Origin of the sequence: Citrobacter enshiensis, assembly GCF_029338175.1 — a bacterium.
Lineage (GTDB): Bacteria > Pseudomonadota > Gammaproteobacteria > Enterobacterales > Enterobacteriaceae > Citrobacter_D > Citrobacter_D enshiensis.
On the sequence record NZ_CP119862.1, the window covers coordinates 2,414,506 to 2,440,952 of the forward strand.

General features: G+C 54.9%; 26 protein-coding genes. 16 read left to right on the plus strand and 10 right to left on the minus strand.

Annotated features, from left to right (window positions below):
- Positions 1-59 precede the first annotated feature (59 nt).
- Both P2W74_RS11780 and rimL read left to right on the plus strand, forming a co-directional pair.
- A complete protein-coding gene (locus P2W74_RS11780) occupies positions 60-278 on the plus strand; it encodes a YdcH family protein (RefSeq protein ID WP_192612273.1) in 219 nt (72 codons plus the stop codon).
- A gap of 89 nt (positions 279-367) precedes the next feature.
- Positions 368-913 (plus strand): 50S ribosomal protein L7/L12-serine acetyltransferase, encoded by a 546-nt coding sequence (rimL, locus tag P2W74_RS11785; protein ID WP_276295075.1) that lies wholly within the window; start codon positions 368-370, stop codon positions 911-913.
- Here the strand turns inward: rimL and ydcK are convergent.
- Positions 905-1,885 carry a YdcK family protein gene (ydcK, locus tag P2W74_RS11790; RefSeq protein WP_276295076.1) on the minus strand — a complete coding sequence of 327 codons (981 nt, stop codon included), beginning with the start codon at positions 1,883-1,885 and terminating at the stop codon, positions 905-907. The genes rimL and ydcK overlap by 9 nt on opposite strands.
- A gap of 112 nt (positions 1,886-1,997) precedes the next feature.
- Here ydcK and tehA point away from each other — a divergent pair, with 112 nt between their 5' ends.
- From tehA to P2W74_RS11805, 3 genes are all read left to right on the plus strand, one after another.
- Positions 1,998-3,002, plus strand: a complete 1,005-nt coding sequence (gene tehA, locus P2W74_RS11795; protein ID WP_276295077.1) for a dicarboxylate transporter/tellurite-resistance protein TehA — start codon at positions 1,998-2,000, stop codon at positions 3,000-3,002.
- Positions 2,999-3,595, plus strand: a complete 597-nt coding sequence (tehB, locus tag P2W74_RS11800; RefSeq protein WP_276295078.1) for a tellurite resistance methyltransferase TehB — start codon at positions 2,999-3,001, stop codon at positions 3,593-3,595. Before tehA ends, tehB begins: the two co-directional genes overlap by 4 nt.
- A gap of 166 nt (positions 3,596-3,761) precedes the next feature.
- Positions 3,762-4,439, plus strand: coding sequence for a DUF3313 domain-containing protein (locus tag P2W74_RS11805; protein ID WP_276295079.1), 678 nt, complete (start codon positions 3,762-3,764; stop codon positions 4,437-4,439).
- Between the two features lie 33 nt (positions 4,440-4,472).
- Here P2W74_RS11805 and P2W74_RS11810 read toward each other — a convergent pair whose 3' ends face one another.
- Entirely contained in the window at positions 4,473-5,642 is a 1,170-nt protein-coding gene (locus P2W74_RS11810) for a benzoate/H(+) symporter BenE family transporter (protein ID WP_276295080.1), read from the minus strand.
- A 94-nt stretch (positions 5,643-5,736) separates the two neighbouring features.
- Between P2W74_RS11810 and P2W74_RS11815 the strand changes: the two genes are divergently transcribed.
- Together P2W74_RS11815 and P2W74_RS11820 are read left to right on the plus strand one after the other, a co-directional pair.
- Positions 5,737-6,273 (plus strand): helix-turn-helix domain-containing protein, encoded by a 537-nt coding sequence (locus P2W74_RS11815; RefSeq protein ID WP_276295081.1) that lies wholly within the window; start codon positions 5,737-5,739, stop codon positions 6,271-6,273.
- 78 nt (positions 6,274-6,351) lie between these two features.
- Complete coding sequence (locus P2W74_RS11820; RefSeq protein ID WP_276295082.1) at positions 6,352-8,313, plus strand: peptidase U32 family protein; 1,962 nt, start codon at positions 6,352-6,354, stop codon at positions 8,311-8,313.
- 3 nt (positions 8,314-8,316) lie between these two features.
- Here P2W74_RS11820 and P2W74_RS11825 read toward each other — a convergent pair whose 3' ends face one another.
- From P2W74_RS11825 to P2W74_RS11840, 4 genes are all read right to left on the minus strand, one after another.
- Positions 8,317-8,547: a DUF2554 family protein gene (locus tag P2W74_RS11825; RefSeq protein WP_203361271.1), complete on the minus strand. Its 231-nt coding sequence runs from the start codon at positions 8,545-8,547 to the stop codon at positions 8,317-8,319.
- Between the two features lie 146 nt (positions 8,548-8,693).
- Positions 8,694-8,822, minus strand: coding sequence for a DUF2474 domain-containing protein (locus tag P2W74_RS11830; protein WP_276295083.1), 129 nt, complete (start codon positions 8,820-8,822; stop codon positions 8,694-8,696).
- Positions 8,822-9,832: a cytochrome d ubiquinol oxidase subunit II gene (cydB, locus tag P2W74_RS11835; protein ID WP_276295084.1), complete on the minus strand. Its 1,011-nt coding sequence runs from the start codon at positions 9,830-9,832 to the stop codon at positions 8,822-8,824. The genes P2W74_RS11830 and cydB overlap by 1 nt, the downstream gene beginning before the upstream one ends.
- Positions 9,832-11,235 carry a cytochrome ubiquinol oxidase subunit I gene (locus P2W74_RS11840; protein WP_276295085.1) on the minus strand — a complete coding sequence of 468 codons (1,404 nt, stop codon included), beginning with the start codon at positions 11,233-11,235 and terminating at the stop codon, positions 9,832-9,834. The genes cydB and P2W74_RS11840 overlap by 1 nt, the downstream gene beginning before the upstream one ends.
- A gap of 261 nt (positions 11,236-11,496) precedes the next feature.
- Here P2W74_RS11840 and P2W74_RS11845 point away from each other — a divergent pair, with 261 nt between their 5' ends.
- From P2W74_RS11845 to patD, 8 genes are all read left to right on the plus strand, one after another.
- Complete coding sequence (locus P2W74_RS11845; protein WP_276295086.1) at positions 11,497-11,673, plus strand: type II toxin-antitoxin system HicA family toxin; 177 nt, start codon at positions 11,497-11,499, stop codon at positions 11,671-11,673.
- 47 nt (positions 11,674-11,720) lie between these two features.
- Complete coding sequence (locus P2W74_RS11850) at positions 11,721-12,137, plus strand: type II toxin-antitoxin system HicB family antitoxin (RefSeq protein ID WP_276295180.1); 417 nt, start codon at positions 11,721-11,723, stop codon at positions 12,135-12,137.
- Between the two features lie 116 nt (positions 12,138-12,253).
- Positions 12,254-13,663 carry an aminotransferase-like domain-containing protein gene (locus P2W74_RS11855; RefSeq protein ID WP_276295087.1) on the plus strand — a complete coding sequence of 470 codons (1,410 nt, stop codon included), beginning with the start codon at positions 12,254-12,256 and terminating at the stop codon, positions 13,661-13,663.
- 337 nt (positions 13,664-14,000) lie between these two features.
- The gene (gene ydcS, locus P2W74_RS11860) at positions 14,001-15,146 is read left to right on the plus strand and encodes a putative ABC transporter substrate-binding protein YdcS (RefSeq protein WP_276295088.1); all 1,146 of its coding nucleotides are present in this window, start codon (positions 14,001-14,003) and stop codon (positions 15,144-15,146) included.
- Between the two features lie 17 nt (positions 15,147-15,163).
- Positions 15,164-16,177, plus strand: coding sequence for an ABC transporter ATP-binding protein (locus P2W74_RS11865; protein ID WP_276295089.1), 1,014 nt, complete (start codon positions 15,164-15,166; stop codon positions 16,175-16,177).
- Positions 16,178-17,122, plus strand: a complete 945-nt coding sequence (locus P2W74_RS11870) for an ABC transporter permease (protein ID WP_370552327.1) — start codon at positions 16,178-16,180, stop codon at positions 17,120-17,122.
- Positions 17,112-17,918 (plus strand): ABC transporter permease, encoded by an 807-nt coding sequence (locus P2W74_RS11875; protein WP_203361145.1) that lies wholly within the window; start codon positions 17,112-17,114, stop codon positions 17,916-17,918. Before P2W74_RS11870 ends, P2W74_RS11875 begins: the two co-directional genes overlap by 11 nt.
- Before the next feature lie 21 nt (positions 17,919-17,939).
- Complete coding sequence (patD, locus tag P2W74_RS11880) at positions 17,940-19,364, plus strand: aminobutyraldehyde dehydrogenase (RefSeq protein WP_276295090.1); 1,425 nt, start codon at positions 17,940-17,942, stop codon at positions 19,362-19,364.
- 89 nt (positions 19,365-19,453) lie between these two features.
- Here the strand turns inward: patD and yncL are convergent, their stop codons facing one another.
- Positions 19,454-19,549: a stress response membrane protein YncL gene (gene yncL / locus P2W74_RS11885; RefSeq protein WP_276295091.1), complete on the minus strand. Its 96-nt coding sequence runs from the start codon at positions 19,547-19,549 to the stop codon at positions 19,454-19,456.
- Between the two features lie 192 nt (positions 19,550-19,741).
- Between yncL and P2W74_RS11890 the strand changes: the two genes are divergently transcribed.
- Positions 19,742-19,915 carry a GhoT/OrtT family toxin gene (locus tag P2W74_RS11890; protein ID WP_203361147.1) on the plus strand — a complete coding sequence of 58 codons (174 nt, stop codon included), beginning with the start codon at positions 19,742-19,744 and terminating at the stop codon, positions 19,913-19,915.
- A gap of 38 nt (positions 19,916-19,953) precedes the next feature.
- Here the strand turns inward: P2W74_RS11890 and P2W74_RS11895 are convergent, their stop codons facing one another.
- Genes P2W74_RS11895 through P2W74_RS11905 form a run of 3 tightly spaced genes read right to left on the minus strand, consistent with a single transcriptional unit; the run spans position 19,954 to position 26,385 of the window.
- The gene (locus tag P2W74_RS11895; RefSeq protein WP_276295092.1) at positions 19,954-22,107 is read right to left on the minus strand and encodes a virulence factor SrfC family protein; all 2,154 of its coding nucleotides are present in this window, start codon (positions 22,105-22,107) and stop codon (positions 19,954-19,956) included.
- Entirely contained in the window at positions 22,104-25,085 is a 2,982-nt protein-coding gene (locus P2W74_RS11900; RefSeq protein ID WP_276295093.1) for a virulence factor SrfB, read from the minus strand. The genes P2W74_RS11895 and P2W74_RS11900 overlap by 4 nt, the downstream gene beginning before the upstream one ends.
- A gap of 4 nt (positions 25,086-25,089) precedes the next feature.
- Positions 25,090-26,385 carry an SrfA family protein gene (locus tag P2W74_RS11905; protein WP_276295094.1) on the minus strand — a complete coding sequence of 432 codons (1,296 nt, stop codon included), beginning with the start codon at positions 26,383-26,385 and terminating at the stop codon, positions 25,090-25,092.
- Positions 26,386-26,447: the final 62 nt, after the last annotated feature.

Consider the following 26,447-nt stretch of genomic DNA (forward strand, 5'->3'; position numbering starts at 1 on the left):
TGCGTAAGCTGGCTGTGTGTATTTGCTATACACATTTTTGCCACTCACAGGGAGAGCGTATGTTTCCAGAGTACAGAGATCTCATTTCCCGACTGAAAACCGAGAATCCTCGCTTTCTGTCCTTGTTTGAAAAACACAATAAACTTGATCACGAGATTGCCCGGCTGGAAGGTTCAGATGGCCGGGGATACAATTTGGATATTGTTCGCCTGAAGAAACAGAAACTCCTGTTGAAGGACGATCTGCTTAAAATGTTGCAAAAAGAAAGCGTTGAATAACGCATGTTCTCAAGGGCTTCACCCGCGGTGAGGCCCTTCATCTGATACTATTCTGGCCATCTTGATTTTTTATAAGGGAATGGCCTGAAATGTCCGACATCATCACTCTCGACGACACCTTACAACTGCGGGCGGTAGACGAAAGTCACGTTACGGCTCTGCACCAGTTGGTCCTCAAAAATAAAGTGTGGCTGCAAGCGTCGTTGAACTGGCCGCAATTCGTGAATTCTGAAGACGACACGCGCAAAAACGTGCAGGGCAACAAGATGTTGCACGAGCGTGGATACGCCAAAATGTACCTTATTTTTAAGCATTCCGATGTCGTGGGCGTCATTTCGTTTAATTTAATCGAACCCCTGAACAAAACAGCCTATATCGGTTACTGGCTTGATGAAGACCATCAGGGGCAGGGGCTCCTTTCGCGTGCGTTGCAGGGCATTATCGATTGTTATGCGCAGCGCGGCGAGATCCGGCGGTTTGTCATCAAATGCCGGGTCGATAATGCCAGAAGCAACCGCGTAGCTGTCCAAAATGGCTTCACGCTGGAAGGTTGCATGAAACAGGCTGAATTTCTCAACGGCGATTATCACGACGTCAACATGTACGCCCGTATTATCGATACCGTTTCACAGTAAACCGGCTAAGGGGGTACGCGTAATATGCTGTTCCCCGTTAATGGTCTTCGGCCCGCGCAGGTGAATCACGTCGCCGTCAAAGGCTTCCACCGTCGCCCGGTCGGTGATTTCAACGCGGTGTTCTATCAATACTTCGCCGATGACACGGGTGTCGCCCTCAATTAAGACATGATCGTCGAGCAGAATGGGCCCGCCGCTGAGATGGGCGCGCCCGCCGACCAGCACGTGATGTTTCAACACACAATTACCTTCCACGGTGGCGTGTTCGGCAACCTGCGAACTGTAGCGCAGGGTGGGAATGGCATCCTCGTCGGTACCGGCAATGATGCGGGCGTGGCCGTACACCTTCGCGCAATCGCAGATCCAGACATTGTTTTCGGCATTGCCTTCGATCAGGGCAAAATCAAACACTTCAGCACGGTGCTCTATAAACGCCTCATTGATGATCGCATCGCCATAGATTTGCGCCTGATGTACCACCCGCGAGCGGCTAACCGTGGCGCGGTCATAGATTTGCAGCATCAGGTCGTTAGCGTGAGTTAACCCTTTTGCGGCGATAATTTCAGACTGATGTAACACGCGGGCCTCGCCAAAGAGGTGACAAATGCCGCGAACCACGGAATGTTGAACGGTGACGTTGTCACTGATTCGGGCGCCATGACTGATTTCCGCCTGATCAATCCAGCTATTGCCACCGACCTGCGCGTCATCATTGATCACACAATACTGGGTGATTCGGGCATTCCCTGAAATCCGTGCGCCGGCAAAGGCAATGCTGTTTTCATCGTAGATCCAGCAGTGGCCTTCCTGCGCGAGAACAGAATCCGCGTCCACCCAACCGCCGGGCGTGCCGGCTTTGACGTCGTTAAAGTCTTCCAGAGCGATTATCTGGCGCAGGAGAATGCTTTTTTTACTGCCATTCTCCTGAAAACTAAACGAACGCTGTTCTTCACTCAGACGGTATTTGGTCATGGGTTATTTCCACTCAGTCGCTTAAGATAACCGTAGCAAATATTTCGGCTCTGGATAAACACGCAGAAATTCCATAAAATGCATTTCAAATATACTTTATAAATTAAACAAAATGAGTAATAAAAAGCAGAGCGACCGGGTACTCAATCTTCCGGCGGGTTACTTTGGCATGGTCCTGGGCATCATCGGTATGGGGTTCGCGTGGCGGTACGCAAGCCATATCTGGCCTGTAAGCCACTGGATCGGCGATGGACTGGTGATTCTGGCGATGATCATCTGGGGATTGCTGACGCTTGCGTTTCTCAGTCGTCTGGTGCGTTTTCCCCACAGTGTGCTGGCCGAAGTGCGCCATCCGGTGATGAGCAGCTTTGTGAGCCTGTTTCCCGCGACCACCATGCTGGTCGCCATTGGCTTTGTTCCCTGGTGTCGCCCGTTATCCGTGGTGTTATTCAGCATCGGGGTGGTCATTCAGTTGACCTACGCCGCGTGGCAAACGGCCGGGCTGTGGCGGGGTTCGCACCCTGAAGAGGCTACGACGCCGGGTTTGTATTTGCCGACGGTGGCAAACAACTTTATCAGTGCGATGGCCTGTGGGGCGCTCGGCTTTAATGATGCCGGACTGGTCTTTTTAGGGGCCGGAGTGTTCTCGTGGCTGAGCCTGGAACCGGTCATTTTGCAGCGACTGCGCAGCGCCGGAGAGCTTCCGACGATGTTACGCACCTCCCTTGGCATTCAGCTTGCGCCCGCGCTGGTAGCCTGTAGCGCCTGGCTTAGCGTCAACGGCGGAGAGGGCGATATTCTGGCGAAGATGCTGTTTGGCTACGGTCTGTTGCAACTGCTTTTTATGTTGCGACTGATGCCCTGGTACCTGTCGCAGCCGTTTAATGCCTCGTTCTGGAGCTTCTCGTTCGGCGTTTCTGCGCTGGCCACCACCGGATTGCATCTGGGGCACGGCGCTCCGACAGGGTTTTTCCATACCTTGTCGATCCCACTGTTTATTTTCACCAATTTTATCATTGCGTTATTGCTGGTACGTACGGTTGCATTGCTGATGCAGGGAAGACTCCTGATTCGTGCCGAACGTGCAACATTACAGAAATCTGAGGATAAAAAATGACTCTTCGCGACGAAAATTACTTTACTGAAAAATATGACCTTACCCGCACCCATTCTGAAGTGTTAGAGGCGGTTAAGGTTATTAAACCAGGGAAAACACTGGATCTGGGGTGTGGCAATGGCCGCAATAGCCTTTATTTGGCTGCCAACGGTTTTGACGTGACGGCGTGGGATAAAAACCCGATGAGTATCGCCAACCTGGAACGCATTAAAGCGGCGGAAGGGCTGGAAAATGTGCATGAAAAGATTGTCGATCTCAACACGCTAAGCTTTGACGGCGAGTATGATTTTATTCTTTCTACCGTGGTGTTGATGTTCCTGGAAGCCAACACCATTCCGGGTTTGATTGCCAATATGCAGCGCTGTACAAAACCGGGAGGGTATAACCTGATCGTGGCGGCGATGGATACGGAAGACTTCCCGTGTACCGTGGGTTTCCCGTTTGCCTTCAAAGAAGGCGAATTACGCCGTTATTATGAAGGTTGGGAACTGCTTAAATACAATGAAGATGTCGGAGAATTACATCGCACGGATGCGAACGGTAACCGAATTAAATTACGTTTTGCGACAATGCTGGCGAGAAAAAACGGGTAAATCTGATTGATTTACGATGATTATCATCCACTCTGCGTTCGGTACGGCTTGTTTTTCCGAATGCAGAGATCAAATTTGTGCGGATGATACCATTTTTGGTACATCGTATTTATTTTCTCTTTGCTATTATTTCAGATGCATATCTTCAAAACTAAGGGATCGTTTCATGTGTGCTCAAACTTTAATAAAAGTTGCAGTGCTTACTGGTTTACTGGCGTTATCAGGCTGTGCGTCTAAAGTCACTCAGCCGGATAAATACTCGGGTTTTTTAAAAGACTATTCTGGTCTTCAGGAAACAAAATCTGCTACGGGGCATCCGGTTTTACGTTGGGTCGATCCCAATTACAATGCGTCTAAATACGATAGTATCGTTTATAACCCGATTACCTATTACCCGGTTCCTAAACCAAGCACTCAGGTTGGACAGCAAGTACTGGATAAACTGCTGAACTACACCAACACCAAAATGAAAACTGCTATCGGGCAGCGTAAACCGCTGGTCGCGACCCCTGGTCCGCGTAGCCTGATTTTCCGCGGTGCGATTACCGGTGTGGATACCAGCAAAGAAGGGCTGCAATTCTATGAAGTGGTTCCTGTAGCGTTAGTGGTTGCAGGTACGCAGATGGCAACGGGCCACCGCGACATGGATACCCACCTCTACTTTGAAGGTGAACTGATTGACGCGGCAACCAATAAGCCGGTCCTCAAAGTTGTCCGTAAGGGTGAAGGTAAAGACCTGAAAAACGAAAGCACGCCGATGGCGCTCGAAACGTTGAAGCAAGTTGTTGACGACATGGCGACCGATGCCACCATGTTTGATGTCAATAAACCGGCCCAGAAATAAGATTGCTGCGCCATCTTCGGATGGCGCAATTTTTTATGCTGTCCGATGTGCCAGGCGTAACGCGCTATAGCAAATCCCCCCCGCGATGAGTCCCCAAAATGCAGCGCCGATCCCCAGCAACGTCAGTCCGCTTGCTGTCACTAAAAATGTGACGATAGCCGCGTCGCGTTCTGTGGCATCAAGCAGCGCCTGATGCAGACTTCCACCAATGGTGCCTAACAGAGCAAGTCCAGCCAGCATCTGAATCCAGGTGGCGGGCAGGGCGGCCATCAGGCTGGTCACAGAACCGCCAAACACACCCGCCAGCAGATAAAATACCCCCGCCGAGGCTGCCGCCATCCAGCGACGTTTGGCGTCCGGATGAGCCTCAGGGCTTTGGCAAATCGCCGCGGTAATGGCGGCAATACAAATGGAATAGACGCCAAAGGGGGAGAAGAGCAGCGCCAAAAGCCCGGTGAAAATGATCAGTGGTGAAACCGGCAACGCATAACCCGAGGCTTTCATGGTGGCGATGCCGGGGGCATTTTGCGACGCCATCGTCACCAGAAACAGCGGTAACGCCACGCTAAGCGAGTGCGCAAAGGAAAACTGTGGAGCGGTAAAGGTAGGGAGCACCGATGAAAACTGAATATTTTGCGTGACAATGTCACCTTTTAACAGCGCAATCACCATCCCCGCCAGCATCGCGGCGATAATGGCATACCGTGGCGCGATGATTTTCATCATCAGCCAGGCGAAAAACATACCGGCACACAAGACAAACTCACCGTCAAAACGGCTAAAGGCCTGTAAGCCAAAGCGCAGCAGGATCCCCGCCAGCATTGCCGCGGCAAGAGAGTGCGGAATAATCTGCATCAACCTGGCGAACAGACCGGTAACCCCGCACAGGACAATCAACAGATTGGCGACAATAAAGACGCCGACCGCCTCCTGAAGCGTTAATCCCTGCAGTCCGGTGACCAGCAACGCCGCGCCAGGGGTCGACCATGCTGTCAGCACTGGTGCGCGATACCACAACGTCAACGCGAGGGTGCTGACGCCCATGGCGATACCAAGCGCCGTCATCCATCCGGCGATCTGCCCGGTTGTGGCTCCGGCGGCAATTGCCGCTTGCCAGATGATGGCGGCGGAACTCGCGTAGCCCACCAGAACGGCGACAAACCCAGACAGCACCGTTGGCAGAGGAAGAGAAAATGAACGCATGGGGACCCTTTTGTGCGTTATAGCGGTCGCTCACTGTAGCATTTGTGCGTTATAGCGTACAAGTGATAAGCTGAGTCTTTGCGGGAGGAGAAATATGGACAATCTGACCCACTATCTGGCCACTACCCTGAAAACGCTGCGTCAGCAGCGTGAATGGAGTCTGTCGCGTCTGGCCGAGGCGACGGGTGTCTCAAAAGCCATGCTCGGGCAAATAGAACGGAATGAGTCCAGCCCGACGGTGGCAACGTTATGGAAGATAGCGACCGGTCTGAACGTACCGTTTTCAACCTTTATTTCGCCGCCGGAATCCGTGACGCCGCCTGCATTTGACCCACAACAGCAGGCGATCGTGGTCACGCCGCTGTTTCCCTGGGACCCAGAGCTCTGTTTTGACCATTTTTCTATTCTGTTGGCTCCGGGCGCGCTCAGTGAATCAACCCCGCATGAACGCGGCGTTACCGAACATGTGGTGGTCATTTCGGGTCAGTTGGATATGTGTATTAACGGTGAATGGAAAACGCTACAGGCCGGAGAAGGCGTGCGTTTTGCCGGAGACGCCGCCCATGCGTATCGCAACAGCAGTGGGCAAACCGCGCACTTTCATTCACTCATTCATTACCCACGGAGTTAATCGGGAAAAGTATTCCGTAAATCGGTGCTTCTGACTACAATAACCGCCATTTTGCTGTTATTGGATGGTAATAACTGTATGCGCCAGCAACCTCATCACCTCGAACTGTTAAGCCCGGCCCGCGACACCGCCATTGCTCGTGAAGCGATTTTGCATGGCGCTGATGCCGTCTATATCGGCGGACCCGGCTTTGGCGCACGTCATAACGCCAGCAACAGCCTGAAAGATATCGCTGAACTGGTGCCTTTCGCTCACCGCTTTGGGGCGAAGATCTTTGTGACGCTCAATACCATTTTGCATGATGATGAGCTGGAACCCGCGCAGCGGTTGATTACCGATCTGTATCAGACCGGCGTGGACGCGCTGATTGTGCAGGATATGGGGATTCTGGAACTGGATATCCCGCCCATTGAACTGCATGCCAGTACCCAGTGCGATATTCGCAGCGTTGAGAAAGCGAAGTTTCTTGCTGATGTTGGTTTTACCCAGATTGTGCTGGCGCGCGAACTGAGTCTGAGCCAAATTCAGGCGATCCACCAGGCAACCGACGCCACGATTGAGTTTTTCGTCCACGGCGCGCTCTGTGTTGCGTATTCCGGACAGTGTTATATCTCTCATGCGCAGACCGGACGTAGCGCTAACCGTGGCGATTGTTCCCAGGCCTGCCGACTGCCGTATACACTCAAAGACGATCAGGGACGGATCGTGTCCTATGAAAAACACCTGTTATCGATGAAAGATAACGACCAGACGGCCAATCTGGGGGCGTTGATTGACGCCGGTGTGCGTTCCTTCAAGATTGAAGGACGCTACAAAGACATGAGCTACGTGAAGAATATCACCGCCCATTACCGGCAGATGCTGGATGCGATTATCGACGATCGTAGCGACCTGGCCCGGGCGTCAGCGGGACGTACTGAACATTTCTTTATTCCCTCGACGGACAAAACGTTCCATCGTGGCAGCACCGATTACTTTGTGAATGATCGCAAAGGCGACATTGGCGCCTTTGATTCGCCGAAATTTATTGGTCTTCCGGTCGGTGAAGTTCTGAAAGTGGCGAAAGACCATCTGGACGTCGAAGTCACGGAACCGCTGGCAAACGGTGACGGGTTAAATGTGCTGATCAAGCGTGACGTGGTCGGTTTTCGCGCCAATACTGTTGAAAAAACGGGGCAGAATCGTTATCGCGTCTGGCCAAATGAGATGCCGGCTGATCTGCACAAGGTGCGCCCGCATCACCCGCTCAATCGTAACCTGGACCACAACTGGCAGCAGGCATTAACGAAAACCTCCAGCGAGCGCCGCGTGGCGGTAGATATTGAACTGGGCGGCTGGCAGGAACAACTGATCCTGACGCTGACCAGCGAAGAGGGCGTCAGCATCACGCATAGTCTGGACGGTCAGTTCGACGAAGCCAACAATGCTGAAAAAGCGCTGAGCAACCTGAAAGACGGCTTAGCCAAACTGGGGCAGACGATGTACTACGCCCGCAACGTTGAGGTGACGCTGCCCGGCGCGTTGTTTGTGCCGAACAGTGTGCTTAACCAGTTCCGGCGGGAAGCCACCGAGATGCTGGACGTTGCACGTCTCGCCAACTATCAGCGCGGCCACCGTAAACCGGTGGCGGAGCCCACACCGGTATACCCGGAAGCGCATCTCAGTTTCCTGGCGAACGTCTATAACCGCAAGGCGCGTGAGTTTTACCACCGTTATGGTGTGCAACTGATTGATTCCGCTTATGAAGCGCATGAAGAAAAAGGTGACGTACCGGTGATGATCACCAAGCACTGTCTGCGTTTTGCGTTTAACCTGTGCCCGAAACAGGCGAAAGGCAATATCAAGAGCTGGAAGGCCACGCCTATGCAACTGGTCCACGGCGATGAAGTGCTGACGCTGAAGTTTGATTGCCGTCCGTGTGAAATGCATGTGATCGGCAAGATCAAAAACCATATTCTGAAAATGCCGATGCCGGGGAGTGTGGTGGCGTCGGTCAGCCCGGAAGAACTGATGAAAACGCTGCCGAAGCGTAAAGGTTAAGTTTTAGCGAAAATGGGTTTCAGGTTTGCGTGATTTTTGCCAGTAGTGGTGTTCGCGCAAGCCTTCCGCAGATTCTTCCGCCACCGTACGAAGTTCATCGCTGTCCGCCTCATGGCGAAGCTGATGATCCACGTTCTTTACCCACAAAAATGTGTGCCCTTTGTGTCCCGCCATCAACTGACCTGAAAACAGCGCGCAGGTTAGCAACATCACTGATAACGCTTTCGTAAACATCATGCCACCGTCTGATTACCTTTTGCGGCTATCTTGCCCATGGTTTCGTCGGGTTATTATTCAAAAACTCAAATTTGCGAAAAGAATATGTCAACGTGTGCTGAAGAATGGCATGCGCCGGGAGCGGGCAGCCCCCGGCACTCGGACTAATGCGATTTAAACCCAGCGGCGCTCATCAATACGCGAAAGAACATGCCCACGGCGGCCAGCGCTAATACGCTGCCTCCCCACAGGATCGCCAACCACATCAACCGCTTCCAGACTGAGTGTTCCATCAATGATACCCCTCGCCATGTTGAACTTTTCCACGAAAAACGTAATAGCTCCAGAAGGTGTAAACCAGGATGATAGGGATAATCAGTAGTGCGCCAACCAACATAAAGCCCTGACTTTGTGCGGGTGCCGCCGCCTGCCATAGGGTGATAGAAGGCGGAATAATGTGCGGCCAAATACTGATCCCCAGGCCACTGAAGCCGAGGAAAATCAGCCCTAATGTCAGGACAAACGGCAGCGCATGGCTCTCAGGCTGGTTCAGCGACCGCCACAGCCACAGGCTACACAACCCAACGAGCACCGGCACGGGCAGCAGGAACCACAGATTCGGCAGGCTAAACCAGCGGACGGCAATTTCACTGTGCGCCAGCGGCGTCCAGAGACTGATGACCGCAATCACCAGCAGTAAAGCCATCAGCAATTTTTTCGCCGCCGCCCGCATTTTATCCTGCAAGGGATTCTCGCTCTTCATGACCAGCCAGGTTGCGCCCAGTAACGCGTAGGCCACGACCAGTCCGGCACCGCAAAATAGCGTGAAGGGCGTCAGCCAGTCGAATGGCCCTCCGCTGTAGCTGCGTCCGGTGACAGAAAAGCCGTTGATCACCGCGCCGACGACAACTCCCTGCGCGAACGTCGCGAGTATCGATCCGCCCAGAAAGGCTTTGTCCCAGAAAGGTCGGTGCGCAGGCGTGGCCTTGAAACGAAACTCAAAGGCGACGCCGCGGAAGATTAATCCAATCAGCATCAGCGTGAGCGGGATGGTCAGTGCGTCGACAATCACCGCATAGGCCAGCGGAAAGGCGCCGAATAATCCCGCGCCGCCCAGCACCAGCCAGGTTTCATTACCGTCCCATACCGGGGCGACGCTATTCACCATCACATCACGATCGTCGGCATCCCGGGTGGCGGGAAACAGGATGCCGATCCCCAAATCGAAGCCGTCCATCACGATATACATCAGCGTGGCGAACACGATGATAACAAACCAAATTACTGATAAATCAATACCCATTAGCGATGTGCCTCTTGTTGAGAATCGAGGACAGCGGCAGAAAGCGGCCGCGCAGGCGTACCGGTTGGCGGAAGGGTTGGGTCATCTTCCTGCGGTCCTTTGCGAATAAGCCGGATCATGTAGCTGTAGCCGACGCCAAACACGGAACTGTAGACCACAAAGAAGCCCAACAGACTGATGCTCATGTGCAGGTCGCCATGGGCAGAGACGGCATCGGCGGTGCGTTGCAGGCCATAAACCACCCAGGGCTGGCGACCGACTTCGGTCGTTACCCATCCGGCCAGAATGGCGATTAATCCAGAGGGCCCCATCCATAACGCAAAGCGCAGGAACGGTCGCGAGCTGTATAGCCGTTCTCTGTAGCGCAACCATAGCGCGAGGCTGCCCAACAGAATCATCAACATGCCCAGCCCAGCCATAATGCGGAACGACCAGAACACCATGGTTGAATTCGGGCGATCCTCTTTTGCAAACTCTTTCAGCGCGGGGACCTGTTTATCCAGACTGTGCGTGAGGATCAGGCTACCCAGCGCGGGGATCGCCAGCCCGTAGCGGGTGCGTTCCTGCTCCATATCCGGCCAGCCAAACAGGAGAAGTGGCGTGGGCTCGCCGGGAGGATTCTCCCAGTGACCTTCGATGGCGGCGATTTTCGCCGGCTGATGCTTCAGGGTGTTCAGCCCGTGCATATCGCCGATCACTGCCTGGATTGGCGCGACGATTAAGGTCATCCACAGCGCCATCGAAAACATCGCGCGTATGGCGGGCGTGTTATTACCGCGCAACAGGTGCCAGGCTGCAGAAGCGGCCACGAACAACGCGCTGCTCAGGAATGCCGCCACCGACATATGCAACAGACGATAGGGGAAAGAAGGATTGAAAATGACGGCAAACCAGTCAACCGGCACGACCTGACCGTTGACGATTTCATACCCTTGCGGCGTCTGCATCCAGCTGTTTGAGGCGAGGATCCAGAAGGTTGAAATAATGGTGCCCAGCGCCACCATGCAGGTAGAGAAAAAGTGCAGGCCGGGGCCGACTTTGTGCCAGCCAAACAGCATCACGCCGAGGAATCCCGCCTCCAGGAAGAAGGCCGTCAGCACTTCATAGGTGAGCAACGGGCCGGTAATACTGCCCGCGAATTCGGAAAAACCGCTCCAGTTGGTGCCAAACTGGTAGGCCATCACCAGGCCGGAGACGACCCCCATACCAAAATTGACGGCGAAGATTTTCGACCAAAAATGGTACAGCGAACGCCAGGTGGGATTTTTCGTTTTCAGCCAAAGGCCTTCCAGTACCGCCAGATAGCTGGCGAGCCCAATGGTAATCGCGGGAAAAATAATGTGGAAAGAAACCGTAAACGCGAACTGGATCCGCGCCAGGTGAAACGCATCAAGACCGAACATGCCTAACTCCACAGGGAAAATTGATTCAGCGCAATTTTAAGCGCCCGGCATGTTCAGTGGCAGAAACAGAATCTGCTTATTTAACCATAACAGTTGCACGCTGTTATGAGTTGTGGCTGACAAACGCGATTCTGGAATCCGCGTTCCCATTTTTCAATGTCGCGGACGCAGGATGAAGAAAAGCGTGGTATAGATGCTAAAAAGAGAGGCAGGTAAACATAAACGTTTACTTTGTGGTTATAATACACCGTTGGGGGCGCAGTGAAGCAAAGCGAATTAAGACGCTGGCTTGAATCTCAGGGCGTTGAAGTGACAAATGGCGCGAACCATTTGAAACTGAGATATCACGGGAAACGCAGCGTCATGCCCAGACATCCCGGCGATGAGATAAAAGAACCGTTGCGTAAAGCCATACTTAAGCAACTGGGTTTGCGTTGATCATCACGGATAAAGAGGTTGACCACATGCGAGAGTCTCAAATCATTATGCGCTATCCCGTCAATTTAACGCCTGCGCCAGAAGGCGGTTATGTCGTGTCGTTCCCGGACATCCCGGAGGCATTAACACAGGGTGATACGCGTCAGGAATCTTTAGAGGCGGCCTTCGATGCGCTGATGACCGCGTTAGAATTTTATTTTGAAGACAATGAACCGATACCGCAGCCTTCGGTGCTTTGCGATGCGGACGCTTACGTAGACGTCCCGCTAAGCGTGACCTCCAAGATTTTGTTACTCAACGCATTTCTGGAATCAAGCATCACGCAGCAGGAGTTGGCAACGCGGATTGGTAAGCCAAAACAAGAAATTACCCGGCTCTTTGATTTACGCCATTCGACGAAAATCGATACCGTTCAGGCTGCAGCCAAAGCGCTGGGGAAAGAGCTGAAGTTGACGCTAGTGTGACAGACAAAGCGGGTATGAGGTTCTGAGCTAAATTGTTCATAACAGTTATCAAAAACCAGGCAATTATGTAAACTGATATACACTACGTTTATCCCTGTACGCCTTCAGGAAGAGAAATGAAGAAATATCAGCGACTGGCCGAACAGATTCGCGATCAAATCGCCTCCGGCGTGTGGCAGCCAGGCGACCGTTTGCCGTCGTTGCGAGAGCAGGTTGCCAGTAGCGGCATGAGCTTTATGACGGTCGGTCACGCTTATCAGCTGCTGGAAAGCCAGGGGCGCATAATTGCCCGCCCGCAATCGGGCTACTATGTGGCGCCGCGTCCGGTCCGTCAGCCTGTTGTGCCGCCTGCGCAGGTCATGCGCGATGAAGCGGTGGATATCAATACCTATATTTTTGAGATATTACAGGCCAGCCGGGACGCCTCCGTCATGCCGTTTGCCTCGGCATTTCCCGACCCGCGGCTATTCCCCTTACAGCAGCTTAACCGTTCCCTGGCCCAGGTCAGCAAAACCGCCACGGCGATGAGCGTCATTGAAAACCTGCCGCCGGGTAATGCCGAGTTGCGCCACGCGATTGCGCGCCGTTATGCCCAGCAGGGCATTACCGTCTCTCCCGATGAAATCGTGATCACGGCCGGGGCGCTGGAGGCGTTGAACCTCAGCCTGCAAGCCGTGACCGAGCCTGGCGACTGGGTGATTGTTGAAAATCCCTGTTTCTACGGCGCGTTGCAGGCGTTAGAACGGTTACGCTTAAAAGCACTGTCGGTGGCGACCGATGTCAAAGAGGGTATTGATTTAGCCGCGCTGGAACAGGCATTACAGGAGTATCCGGTGAAAGCGTGCTGGCTGATGACCAACAGCCAAAATCCGCTCGGTTTCACGCTCAGCCCGGAGAAAAAGGCACGACTGGTCGCGCTGCTGGACGCGTACAACGTGATGTTGATAGAAGATGATGTCTACAGCGAACTCTATTTTGGCCGTGAAAAACCCTTGCCCGCCAAAGCCTGGGATCGCAGCGACAGGGTGCTACATTGCTCGTCGTTTTCGAAATGTCTGGTGCCAGGATTCCGCATCGGCTGGGTTGCTGCGGGTCAGCACGCCCGACAAATCCAGCGGCTGCAACTGATGAGCACGCTTTCCACCAGTTCGCCAATGCAGCTGGCGTTGGTGGATTATCTGGCGACCCGCCGTTATGACGCGCATTTACGCCGTTTACGCCGCCAGCTCGCCGAGCGCAAGCAACAGGCCTGGCAAACGCTGCTCCGCCACCTTCCCGCAGAGGTCAAAATACACCATAACGACAGTGGCTATTTTCTCTGGCTGGAGCTGCCTGATTCGCTGGATGCCGGAGAATTGAGCGCGCAGGCGCTGGCACATCACATCAGTATCGCCCCAGGAAAAATGTTTTCCACCGCTGACACCTGGACGCGTTTCTTTCGTTTTAATACCGCCTGGCCCTGGGGAGAAAGAGAAGAGCAGGCGGTGAAACAACTCGGAAATCTGATTCGCGGTATGCTGAAATAAATTCTCTGGCGCTATTGTTTTAATTTGAATAGCGCCGGGGCATTTTCAAAATAGTTATTCATGACCGATTGTTAACCCCATCGTTATTAACATATTGCCCGTCATAGGAAATTTGAATAGTCCGCTTTATTTTTCCGCTGCGCCCTAACTCCTTGTCTATACTCCAGAAGATTTAGCATTGTTGCTGCTATCCGCGGCGTAATGCGTGTTAGCTCACAACCTGATTAAATTTCCTTGCCCCGACAGGTGCGCTTCAAAGGCGCCGACTATTTTTAGGAAAGGACATATATTTACGGCAAGGCTGCCGCTCAATATTTTGCGACAGGAGTAAGACGTTATGAGCAAGAAATTTGCCCGCAGCAGCCTGTGTGCGCTCGGTATGACATTGATGACCGCACACGCCGCCGAACCGCCCACTTCATTAGAAAAACCGGAAGGTCGTCTGGATATTATCGCCTGGCCTGGTTACATCGAACGGGGTCAAACCGATAAGCAGTACGATTGGGTCACCCAGTTTGAAAAAGAGACGGGCTGTGCGGTCAATGTGAAAACTGCCGCAACGTCAGATGAGATGGTGAGCCTGATGGCGAAAGGGGGCTACGATCTGGTGACCGCCTCGGGCGATGCGTCGCTGCGACTGATTATGGGCAAACGTGTGCAACCCATCAACACGGCGCTGATCCCCAACTGGAAAGAGGTCGACCCGCGCGTCGTGAAAGGCGAGTGGTTTAACGTCGACGGCAAGGTCTACGGCACGCCGTATCAGTGGGGGCCGAACCTGTTGATGTACAACACCAAAACATTCCCAACGCCGCCGGACAGCTGGAGCGTGGTGTTTGTTAAACAGGATCTCCCGGATGGTAAATCAAACCAGGGGCGTGTCCAGGCTTACGATGGCCCCATCTATCTTGCGGATGCCGCGTTATACCTGAAAGCCACCCAACCGAAGTTGGGCATCACCGACCCCTACCAGCTAAATGAGAGACAGTACCAGGCCGTACTCGAAGTGCTGCGTACCCAGCACGGTTTGATCCATCGCTACTGGCACGATACCACCGTGCAAATGAGTGATTTCAAAAATGAAGGCGTGGTCGCCTCGGGCGCCTGGCCTTATCAGGCGAATGCGCTGAAAGCCGAAGGCCAGCCTATCGCTACGGTCTTCCCAAAAGAGGGGGTGACCGGCTGGGCCGATACCACCATGTTGCACAGCGAGGCCAAACATCCGGTGTGTGCGTATAAGTGGATGAACTGGTCTCTGACGCCTAAAGTGCAGGGCGATGTCGCCGCCTGGTTTGGCTCTCTGCCGGTGGTGCCTAATGGCTGTAAAGCCAGTCCTCTGCTGGGTGAAAAAGGGTGTGAAACCAACGGCTACAACTTCTTCGACAAAATCGCTTTCTGGAAAACACCGATCGCGGAAGGCGGCAAATTTGTACCTTACAGCCGTTGGACGCAGGATTACATTGCCATTATGGGCGGTCGCTAATTCCTCTGGGGTGATTTATGACGTACGCAGTGGAATTTGAGAACGTCTCACGCCTGTACGGTGACGTACGGGCGGTGGATGACGTTAGTATTGCGATTAATGACGGTGAGTTTTTTTCCATGCTGGGGCCTTCCGGCTCCGGCAAAACGACCTGCTTACGTTTGATTGCAGGTTTTGAGCAACTCTCTGGCGGCGAAATTAAAATCTTTGGTCAGCACGCCAGCGAATTACCGCCCTGGGAGCGGGACGTCAACACCGTCTTCCAGGATTACGCGCTGTTCCCGCATATGTCGATTCTCGACAACGTTGCGTATGGTCTGATGGTCAAAGGCGTTGCTAAAAAACAGCGTTATGCGCAGGCCCAGGAAGCGCTGGAAAAAGTCGCCCTTGGTTTTGTTCACGGACGTAAACCTTCACAGCTTTCCGGCGGTCAGCGCCAGCGTGTGGCGATTGCCCGCGCGCTGGTCAATGAGCCACGGGTGCTCCTGTTGGATGAGCCGCTTGGCGCACTGGATCTCAAATTACGCGAGCAGATGCAGCTGGAGTTGAAAAAGCTGCAGCAGTCGCTCGGCATTACCTTCATCTTCGTCACCCACGATCAGGGTGAGGCACTGTCGATGTCGGATCGCGTGGCGGTGTTCAACAATGGCCGTATCGAACAGGTTGACTCTCCCCATGAACTCTATATGCGACCGCGTACGCCCTTTGTGGCGGGGTTTGTCGGGACATCAAACGTGTTTGATACGGCGATGTCCTCCCGTGTCTGCGGCCTTGCCGGAACGTACTCGCTGCGCCCGGAACATATTCGGTTAAACGTCCCGGGTGAAGTGCAGACGGCAGGGGTGATTCAGGCGGTGCAGTACCAGGGGGCAGCGACCCGGTTTGAGCTAAAACTGAGCGGGGGCGAAAAGCTGCTGGTCAGCCAGGCCAACCTGACGGGGGAAATTCTGCCCCCGGCGCTGTCTCCAGGACAAAACGTGATGGCCTCATGGTCACGCAACGTCATGGTGCCGTTGATTGAGGAGAGGTAAATGGCAATGAGCGTATTACATTCACCCCCTCCATCAAAACGCCTGAGTAAAATCTCCGGATTTTTCTGGCGTAATCCTGGGCTGGGGCTGTTCCTGCTGCTGTTGGGACCGCTGATGTGGTTTGGCATCGTCTATTTTGGATCATTGCTGACGTTGCTGTGGCAAGGGTTCTACACCTTTGACGATTTTACCATGTCAGTAACGCCGGACCTGACGCTGGCCAACCTGCAGGCGCTGTTTAATCCCGCCAACTACGACATCATTTTGCGAACGCTGACCATGGCGGTGGCGGTGACAATCGCCAGCGCGATTCTGGCGTTCCCGATGGCCTGGTTTATGGCGCGCTACACCCGTGGCAAGATGAAAGCCTTTTTCTACATCGCGGTCATGCTGCCGATGTGGGCCAGTTACATTGTCAAAGCCTATGCCTGGACACTGCTGTTGGCAAAAGACGGCGTGGCGCAGTGGTTTCTGACCCATATGGGGCTGGAGCCATTGCTGATGTCGTTTCTGACGCTACCCGGCGTCGGCGGCAACACGCTGTCAACCTCCGGTTTGGGGCGTTTTCTGGTGTTTGTCTATATCTGGCTGCCGTTCATGATCCTTCCCGTTCAGGCTGCGCTGGAACGTTTGCCGCCGTCACTGCTCCAGGCGTCAGCCGATCTGGGCGCGCGCCCAGGACAAACCTTCCGTTACGTGGTGCTACCGCTGGCCATTCCGGGGATTGCAGCGGGGTCTATCTTTACCTTTTCACTGACCCTGGGCGATTTTATCGTGCCGCAACTGGTGGGGCCGCCCGGGTATTTCATCGGCAATATGGTCTATTCGCAACAAGGGGCGATCGGCAATATGCCGATGGCGGCGGCATTCACGCTGGTGCCGATGGTCTTGATCGCACTGTATCTGGCGTTCGTGAAACGCCTGGGAGCGTTCGATGCACTCTGAACGCGCACCTTTTCTCCTCAAACTGGCCGCCTGGGGCGGGGTGATTTTTCTTCATTTCCCGATACTGATTATCGCCACCTATGCGTTTAACACCGAAGATGCGGCGTTTAGTTTTCCGCCTCAGGGGCTGACGCTTCGTTGGTTTAGCGTCGCGGCGCAGCGCAGCGACATTCTGGAATCTGTGACGTTGTCACTGAAAATCGCCGCGTTATCCACCGGGATCGCGCTGGTGCTGGGAACGCTGGCGGCGGCCGCGCTGTGGCGACGCGACTTCTTTGGCAAAAATGCGATCTCGCTGCTGCTGCTGTTGCCTATTGCGCTGCCGGGGATTATTACCGGTCTGGCCTTACTGACCGCATTTAAGACCATCAATCTGGAGCCGGGCTTTTTCACCATCGTGGTGGGACATGCGACGTTTTGCGTGGTGGTGGTGTTCAACAACGTGGTTGCCCGTTTCCGACGCACCTCCTGGAGCCTGGTGGAAGCGTCAATGGACCTTGGCGCAAATGGCTGGCAAACCTTCCGCTACGTGGTGCTGCCCAATTTAGGGTCTGCGCTGCTGGCGGGCGGCATGCTGGCGTTTGCGCTCTCCTTCGATGAGATCATCGTAACGACATTCACTGCCGGACATGAACGGACGCTGCCGCTGTGGTTGCTCAATCAACTGGGACGACCGCGCGATGTCCCGGTGACAAACGTTGTGGCATTGCTGGTGATGCTGGTGACAACGATTCCGATTTTAGGTGCCTGGTGGCTAACACGTGAGGGCGACTCGCTCGCCGAAAACGGTAAATAAACGACAATATGGGAAAATGCTATGCAACATCAATTACTGATTAACGGTGAGCTGGTCAGCGGTGAAGGTGAAAAGCAACCCGTTTACAACCCCGCGACGGGCGAGGTGATTCTGGAGATTGCAGAAGCCTCACCCGCGCAGGTCGATGCCGCAGTGCGGGCGGCCGATCGCGCATTTGTCGGATGGGGGCAAACCACGCCGAAGTTCCGCGCCGATCTGCTGCTTAAACTGGCCGATACGATCGAAGCCAACGCCGGGGTCTTTGCGGCGCTGGAGTCGCAAAACTGCGGCAAACCGCTGCACTGCGTACTGAACGATGAGATCCCGGCGATTGTCGATGTGTTCCGCTTTTTTGCCGGGGCAGCGCGTTGCATGAATGGCCTGGCCGCGGGGGAATATCTGGAAGGGCACACCTCGATGATCCGCCGCGATCCGGTCGGCGTTGTCGCCTCCATCGCCCCGTGGAATTACCCGCTGATGATGGCGGCCTGGAAACTGGCACCTGCGCTGGCGGCAGGGAACTGTGTGGTGATTAAACCCTCTGAAATCACGCCGCTTACGGCGCTGAAACTGGCCGAATTTGCGAAGGACATTTTCCCCGCAGGTGTGATTAACGTGCTGTTCGGTCGCGGTAAAACGGTGGGTGATCCGCTGACGGGGCATGAAAAAGTGCGCATGGTTTCCCTGACCGGCTCCATCGCGACGGGCGAACACATTATCAGCCATACTGCGCCGTCGATTAAACGCACGCATATGGAGTTGGGCGGTAAAGCGCCGGTGATTGTCTTCGACGACGCAGACCTGGATGCCGTGGTCGAGGGTGTTCGCACCTTTGGATTCTATAATGCCGGGCAAGACTGTACCGCAGCGTGCCGGATTTATGCCCAGAAAGGGATCTACGACGCGCTGGTTGAGAAACTCGGGGCGGCCGTCGCCACCCTTAAGACCGGCGCGCCGGAAGATGAAACCACCGAGTTGGGACCGTTAAGTTCGCTGGCCCACCTTGAGCGAGTAAGCAAAGCCGTGGAAGAGGCGAAAGCGCTCGGCCATATCAAGGTCATCACCGGCGGTAAAAAAGTGCCTGGGGCGGGGTACTATTTTGCGCCGACGCTGCTGGCTGGCGCGAAACAGGAAGATGCCATTGTGCAGCGCGAAGTTTTTGGCCCTGTGGTGAGCGTCACCGTCTTTGACGATGAAGATCAGGTGCTGGCGTGGGCGAACGACACGCAGTACGGGCTGGCGTCATCGGTGTGGACACGGGACGTTGGGCGGGCGCATCGTCTGAGCGCCAGACTGCAGTATGGGTGTACCTGGGTGAATACCCATTTCATGTTAGTCAGTGAAATGCCTCACGGCGGGCAAAAACTGTCGGGGTACGGTAAGGATATGTCACTGTATGGGTTAGAAGATTACACCGTTGTCCGCCACGTCATGGTTAAGCATTAACCGGACATCTCACAGGCAGGAAGGTCGAAAGTCGATGGCAGAGAGGAGAAATTCTCTCTGCCATTCTACATTGCAAGCACGGAATTGATTCAAGAAAACCAGCCAAATTTCAAAGAGATAAGGCCAAAAAGCCCAACAGCAGCAAAGACATTTATCAGCACTACGGTTCTACTGGAAACATTCATTTTTGCCACCTTTTTTTATTGCCCTTATGTGTATAGTACGGCTTCAAACTATTCGCAATAGCACTTATTCTGGACATCACAGAGTTGTGTTGGGCTTCTGTTAAATCCGTGTTTCAGGGCAATAAAACTTGATGCAGATCAAAAAAAGGAGCATATTGTGCCCGTTTTATAATTCTGGCCTGGATGCCTGACATGTCTGTCTACCAAAAGATGTTGATTTTTTACGCAGTAATGGCGTCAATCTCCTGTTTGACGACCTGGTTTCTCTCCCACGATAAAAAACGGATCCGCTTGCTGAGCGCCGTTCTGGTCGGCGCCACCTGGCCGATGAGTTTCCCTGTCGCGCTGATGTTTTCACTGTTCTGATGTAACACTGCACTGCCAGATAAGAGGCCTGGGCCTCGTCATCTGGCATCGGGCAAAAGTTCGCGCAACCGTTTTTTGTCTGCGTCTGTGACATCCAGCGGATGCGGATATCCGTTGTTTTCATTGGCGCGAGTGTAGAGCGCAACCAGCCAGTCATAGACATAGCGACTGGCGGCGTGCACGGGCTGTTCGTCCAGTTGCGTTAAGCGGGACATCGGCGGTTGTACCGTCGCGCTGAAAATAGCGGTTCCTTTACGGATTCGACTGGCAGGGCGCGCATCCTCTGCGACCTCCGTATAGCCGAGCCAGGCGATAAAATTGCCTATTCCGGCGTGCAACTGCGCGCCACAGACCTCTTCACGCTGCATCATCTGCTGTAAATGCTGTGGCAGATTGAGCCGATAGCTTGCGGTGACCAGAATATCCACGGTGTGACGGAGCGTTTCCGACTCCAGCCCCAATCGACGCGCATTGTCCTCATTACGACACCACTGACGCACATGGTTAACCCACATTCGATGCGCCAGGTCGCCGGTTTGTTTGTTTTCCTCTGGACGGGGCGCATCGCGCATGTCGGCGAACAGGTCGATCTCTTCACTGAACAGCCCGCTAACCTGTTCTTCACGCGGTTGTTGAGTCTGCAGCAATGACTCAAAACGGTGAATCGGCGGCAACAGCCCATCGAGTAGTTCGCCATGACGGGCCGCCTGCGCCTGCAACTGACGAATAACGGTCTCGGTGGCCATCGGCTCGCCCGTATCCGCTAGCATAAGGTCGCGGAGCTGTTGATGATGCTGCCCAATCAACGAGGTCAGCCGCGCCTGGCGTTGAACCGGTGATGTCGCCTGCGAGAGCCACTCCACCAGGCGTTGTAAACTGTGTTTATCCAGCGCCTGCAGCGTTCCCCAGTGTAAACCGGGTTTGCCCATTAACTGCTGAACGGCTTCATCCAGATTTTGTTGCGTCGCAAAGCGGGCATCCTGCGGGGTAATCGCCCATACCACCCCTGGCATGGCGGCGTCGCGCAACGGTTGAGTGTCATGCACCCAGCCAGATAGCTTGCGGGCGACCGCCGGGGTTTGCGAACGGGCTGAAAGGGCGTTACAGATAACCAGAACGTCGGGTTGTAAACGCTGGCGATAACTCTCCAGCATCCACTCCAGCTTGGCCCGCCACAACGGGGTGTGCGCGACGTCGGGCGCCAGGGGGATCTCCAGCAGATCAACGTTATCCAGTACCGCATCTTCAACAGTCAGAACCACTTCACGCGTCAACAGCGCCAGGGCGTCCAGTGACAGACTGATCGCATTCTGCGGTTGCCCATTCACCACCGGATGGACCACCACATCGCTTTGTGTCTCACCGTTGCTCTGCGCCCCCTGGGTGAGGAAGCTTTCCGCCGGTAAACCAAAGTTGTCGACCAGTAAACTCAGTGGTGCCGCCAGCGCTTCAGCATGACCGGTTTGCTGCAACGTATGCGCCAGATCCAGCCATTGGCGGGTTAGTTCCGGTTGCTCCCCCCACAATAAAGCCCACGCATTTGCCCGGGTGCTGAGGTCGACAGCAGGCAGGAGGGTGGCAAACTGGTGCCAGAGCGCATCATCAATCTGCTGTTGCCCGGAGGGCACGCACGTTCGCCAGAAACGGGCAATGGCCGCGACGTCTTCAGGCGTCACACCCTGTACGGGCTGACGCTGGCGCAGTGCCTGCCACTTTTCTAATCGTGATTCGATGATCGACCGTTCAACCGGTCGATTGGCGGGTTGCGCGCAGGCCTGGGCGATAAAAATCTGCACCAGTTCCGCTTCGTTGATAAGCCGCAAACGCAGCGGCCAGTCGCTATCAGTTGAGAGGTTGTCTCGGGTAAAACGCAGCGCCATGTTCGTTGGCGCATGCCCCGGATTAATATGTGAAAAATAGTCAAAACTGCGATCTGGCGTAACGACATTCAGCTTGCCATTGCCGCCTCTGCAGAGCGCACTGAGAAGATGCGCTTTTGCGGATTGTGAGTGCCCATACAGACCCACGCATCCTCGGGTGGCCTGCGCCTGATGAAGGGCTGATTCTTTCACGCCGGCTTGAGTGAGCTGCGCCAACAGCGCATCGGCTTCATCATCAAGGCGCGTTGTCTGCTGACGAGTGTGATTAACCCAGTCAATGATGGCCTGCGTGGTGTTTAACGGCTTACTCATTTCAGGTACACACTCCCGCTGTCGATCCAGTAGTGGCTGCCGCTGTGTCGGCGGTCTGCCAGCGTATTTAATTTGAGGGTCAGGGCATTGGCGGCGACAGGCGTGCCATCCTGTAGCCAGGCATCGCTCAGCACGAAGGATTCCGGCCCGCTGTCTTTATTGGTGCCGCGCAGCTGTAGTCGCACGTTTAAGACGCCATCTCCGGCAATGGTTTTCGCCAGTTCGGCGGAATTGATGCTCAGGGTATATAACGGCGTTGCCGGCCAGCGGCTGTTCGCCAGTTGGCGAAAACCGAGGGTAACGTTGCCGCGTAACGGGAAGTGCAGACGGGCGTCCAGCTTCATGCCCGGTTTGTCGAGATCGACGTTGTGATACCAGACATTCTCATCGCGCAGCGTGTTCACCGTATTATCCAGCACCCCGAGATAGCGCACCGTGGAGTAAGCGCCAATATCCGCCGCTTTGAAGTTAAAGCGCGGCAGGCGTAGGTCCAGCGCCAGACTGCACAGCATCGCGCCCACGGCAGCGGTCGATTTCGGATTGCCAATACGGCCTTGCTGGCTGAACGGATACCATTCATGCACGCGGTAGTTGTCCATCCAGACGATTCGATTGACCGGAACCGGCTGCAGATGGCGGATCAGCGCCTGTACGCCCGGTAAGCAGGCCGGACGTCCGGTGACCAGCAACACGTCGCAGCAATAGTGAGAAATGGCCTCACAGACGGCATGCAGCGGGGAGGTCAATGTGAACTGGCCTGCCAGCAGCGCTTCCTGTAACGTGCTGAACTGCACCTGTAGCGGTACACTCAGCAGATCAAACGCCGGAGCGCCAGACGGCAACGCATGATCGAAAGCCTGCTGGATATAGTTCATCACGTTGCGCGTAGGACGCTGAGGCAGCAGTTCGCCAAACGAGGCATGTAATCCCGCCAGCGGATCGTTAACATCGCTTTGCTCCCAGGCGCTAAGCACCGCATGGCCCAGCGGCATAAACAGCTGTAACGCGGTTTGTTGGCGCAAAATCGCCTGTGTATCTATCCGCCCCGAGTCGCCAAACAAGGTCGCCAGCAGGGCGGCGGCATCGCTCACCCCGGCCTGCTGCAAACGGGTTTGCAACGCGGGCAGGATGCAACGTTGAATGACATCCAGCAGCAGGTCGTCTCCGGCGACTTTAAACCCTTCACGAAACAATAAATGAGGGGTGATTTTGACGTTGGCGCCGACACCGTCATCAAGCTGATAATGAACAACCGCCATATCGGTGGTGCCGCCGCCAATGTCGATAGAGGCAACGCGCAACGCCCGACCTTTCACTTCACCGGGTTCTGGCAGGCGATCCGGACGGGAGAGGGCGTTAAAGAAGGATTCCGTACGACCGGCGTAGTGCGAAATTGCTTCGTTGTACAGCCAGACGAGCTGCCCACAGCTGGCTTCATCCCACTCCATCTGGATCGTGGGCACCGGAATAACGCTCTTTTCCTGCTGTTTGCGGGTGGCGAAGTCTTCGTCTTGTGGATGCCAGCCCATCGCCTTCCACACCAGCGCGACGGCTTCGAACATGCGCTGGCGGAAAATCTCGCGTTCTTGTTTCGGCATCGCAGAGGGCAACGTCAAAATCAGCGAGCGTAGCTGACGGGGAGAGGTCGGGAACCCCAGACGCAGCCGGGTCGCGACGCTGTTAATTTGCCCCAGCGCCTGCGCCAGAATTTCACACAGCATGTGGGTCATCAGCGTGCTGCGGCTATATTGCGGGGAGAATACCGGCAATCGGTCATCCTGTGGCAGGCTGAACAGCGGCTGTCCGTCGTCATTCATCAGATTCATTAACGGAAACGCTGTGGCCAGCGGCTCGCGCTGGGTTTTGCTGTTCATCTGGCTAAAACGCCAGTCCTGCAATACCGGCGTTTCATCCCACAGATAGCGACGCGGACTGGAGATCCCACTGTTGCCTTCGGTGCCCAGACGCTGCATGGCCAGTTTTCGGGCTTCGTCTCCCACCCGCACAATAGACGGCCAGACAAAAGCATCGTCGCGCCCACTTTCGACGGAAAAGTGCTGCTTGCCAAAGCGTGCTTCGGAAAACTCCAGGCGGCTGGTGAAGAGGGGATCGTTGAGGAACTGCGGCTCGCTTAACGAACGAACCTGCAATTCTGCCGTCTGGCGCAGCCCGTCGTTGGCATCACCATGATCTTCAATCAGGACGCCGCAGGTGTGCGTATTTCCGACATCCAGAATCAAATCGACAGGGATCGCGGGCGTGCTCAGCGTATGGGTGACCAGTTTTACTTCCGGCACCGCAAGTTGTTCGCCCAGCAACGTCAGCAGATTCAGCCAGTGCGCCTGATACTCAAAGTTGCGCAGCGCCAGTTGAACGTCCTGCTCTGAGTGATGCTCTTTCTGGGTAAGATGTTGGAAAAAGGACTCCCGCAGCCAGCCGTCAACCCAGGTCTGATCAAGAAAGTCGGCCACTTCGTCATCGCGCCAGGCGAGCGCAAAGCGTGTACCGTTGAGCAGATCGTTTTCATTTGGCGCAAGCGTTGCAGAGACACTCTGCGCCAACTGGCTGTCTAGCGCCAGGGTAATGCGATGGGTGTTTCCCGCACCGTCGGGTTGCGCCAGTTTGCGCACCTGTACCCGCGCCCAGTTATCCGGACCTTCCACGAAAGTGCGTGGCGGATTAAAGCGCAAAAACGGCAGCGGCAGCCAGACGCCGTCAAGCACCTCCAGCGAATGATGCAGCGTCTGGGTACTTTCCGGTTTAACGACTTCCGGTTGTCCGCCGGTTCGCCCCGGTAATGTATAGCGACCGCTGCTGAGATCTAAATCCAGCCGTAACAAGGGGCCATTGGCGGTTTTTCGCACAAAGCGACCCAGGTGCGCGGATTCCTGCGGCGTCAGCCCGAAATCCAGAAACTGTACGCCGCTGTTGGCGATGAGCGTTACGCTTTGTTTGTAATCACACAGATTTACCAGCATAAAATCAGGAACCTATCTTTTTAAACGTCAACGGCAGCGCCGCGTGAGCATCGTAACGCGCCGTGCACGCCGCGACGTCATTCGCGCCCGCTTTACAGGTAATTTCCGGCATGGGGTAGCGTGAACCGTCAGTGCAACGCGCATTGCCACGACTCTTGATCATTAGCTCACCCGTCTGATGCAGACCAGAGAACACCTCGGCCCGACAGACGATGCTGTCGCCATGCACCACGCGGGCGGTGCCCTTATTGTTTTGCAACTGATAGCGCAGAGAAGGCGCTTTCCCGGTGATGGGATCCTTTACATCGATCATCACGCGCCAGTTGCCGTTTAAAAAACGTGTCGTCCCGGCTTTCATCTGATTGGCATCCATCACCAGCGCATCTTTCGGGATGGCGGTAATCACCACCGGCTGATCCGGTTTTTTCTCTGTTTGAGGCGCCGGGATCACTTCCGCCTGATGCAGCGGTAGCGGGGCGATTGTCTTCGGCAACGGTTTTATCTCTGATGCAGCCAACGTCACGGGGACGGGGGTTTCAGCGACGTCAGCTGATGGCTTCCACAGCAACGGCGCTGCGATGAGCGCAATAACCGCCGCCGCGAGCGGCAAACACCACACGGGCAGACGGCGGACGGGTTTCACCGACGGCGGTGGCGTTTCCGGCTCGCTGACCTTCAGCGCAGCAATTGAAATCGGTTCAGGCTCCGGGATTGGCTCGATAACAGGCACCAGCAGAGGTTCATCCGCCTGGGCGAAGGTTACCTCGGGAACGGGCTCGTCTTCCGGCTCTGGTTCTGTGCAAAGCGCAGGTGGCGCGTCAAAGGTGCGCAGGCAATCAAGGACCTCATCACGGGTATTTTCATTGAGATTCACGAAACCCCAGAAGGTGATAACCGGCTTACCGTTCACCAAAAAAACATGATTTTCGCCAGGGAACTGAAGGGCTTTCTCCAGCAACGATCCAAACAGTTGCAGGGAAGTTTTACCGGATTGCAGGCTTTTTCGACTCAATGCCGCTGCCGTCTCTACCATGCCAGACAGCACGCGCAGCGCCCGTAAACGCGACTCTTCACTGGCAGATTTCCACGCGATAGCCTCTCCCTCGACAGGGGAATACCAGTCAACGCGTTCGCCGCTATCGTTGAGTTGCGGTATCGCCAGACATTCCACCATGGCCTGCTGTTTACGCAGGCGGAGCGTTTCACGAATTTGCAATGCTGAATCAAAAACGGCCTGACCGCCGCCGCCCACGGCCTGATAGTCATCCAGATTGCCGCTACGCAAGAGAGTTTTTGCCACGTTATTGTCCCTTAGACTTCTTCACGCATCTACTTTACGGGGTACCGCGACATGCAAACGGC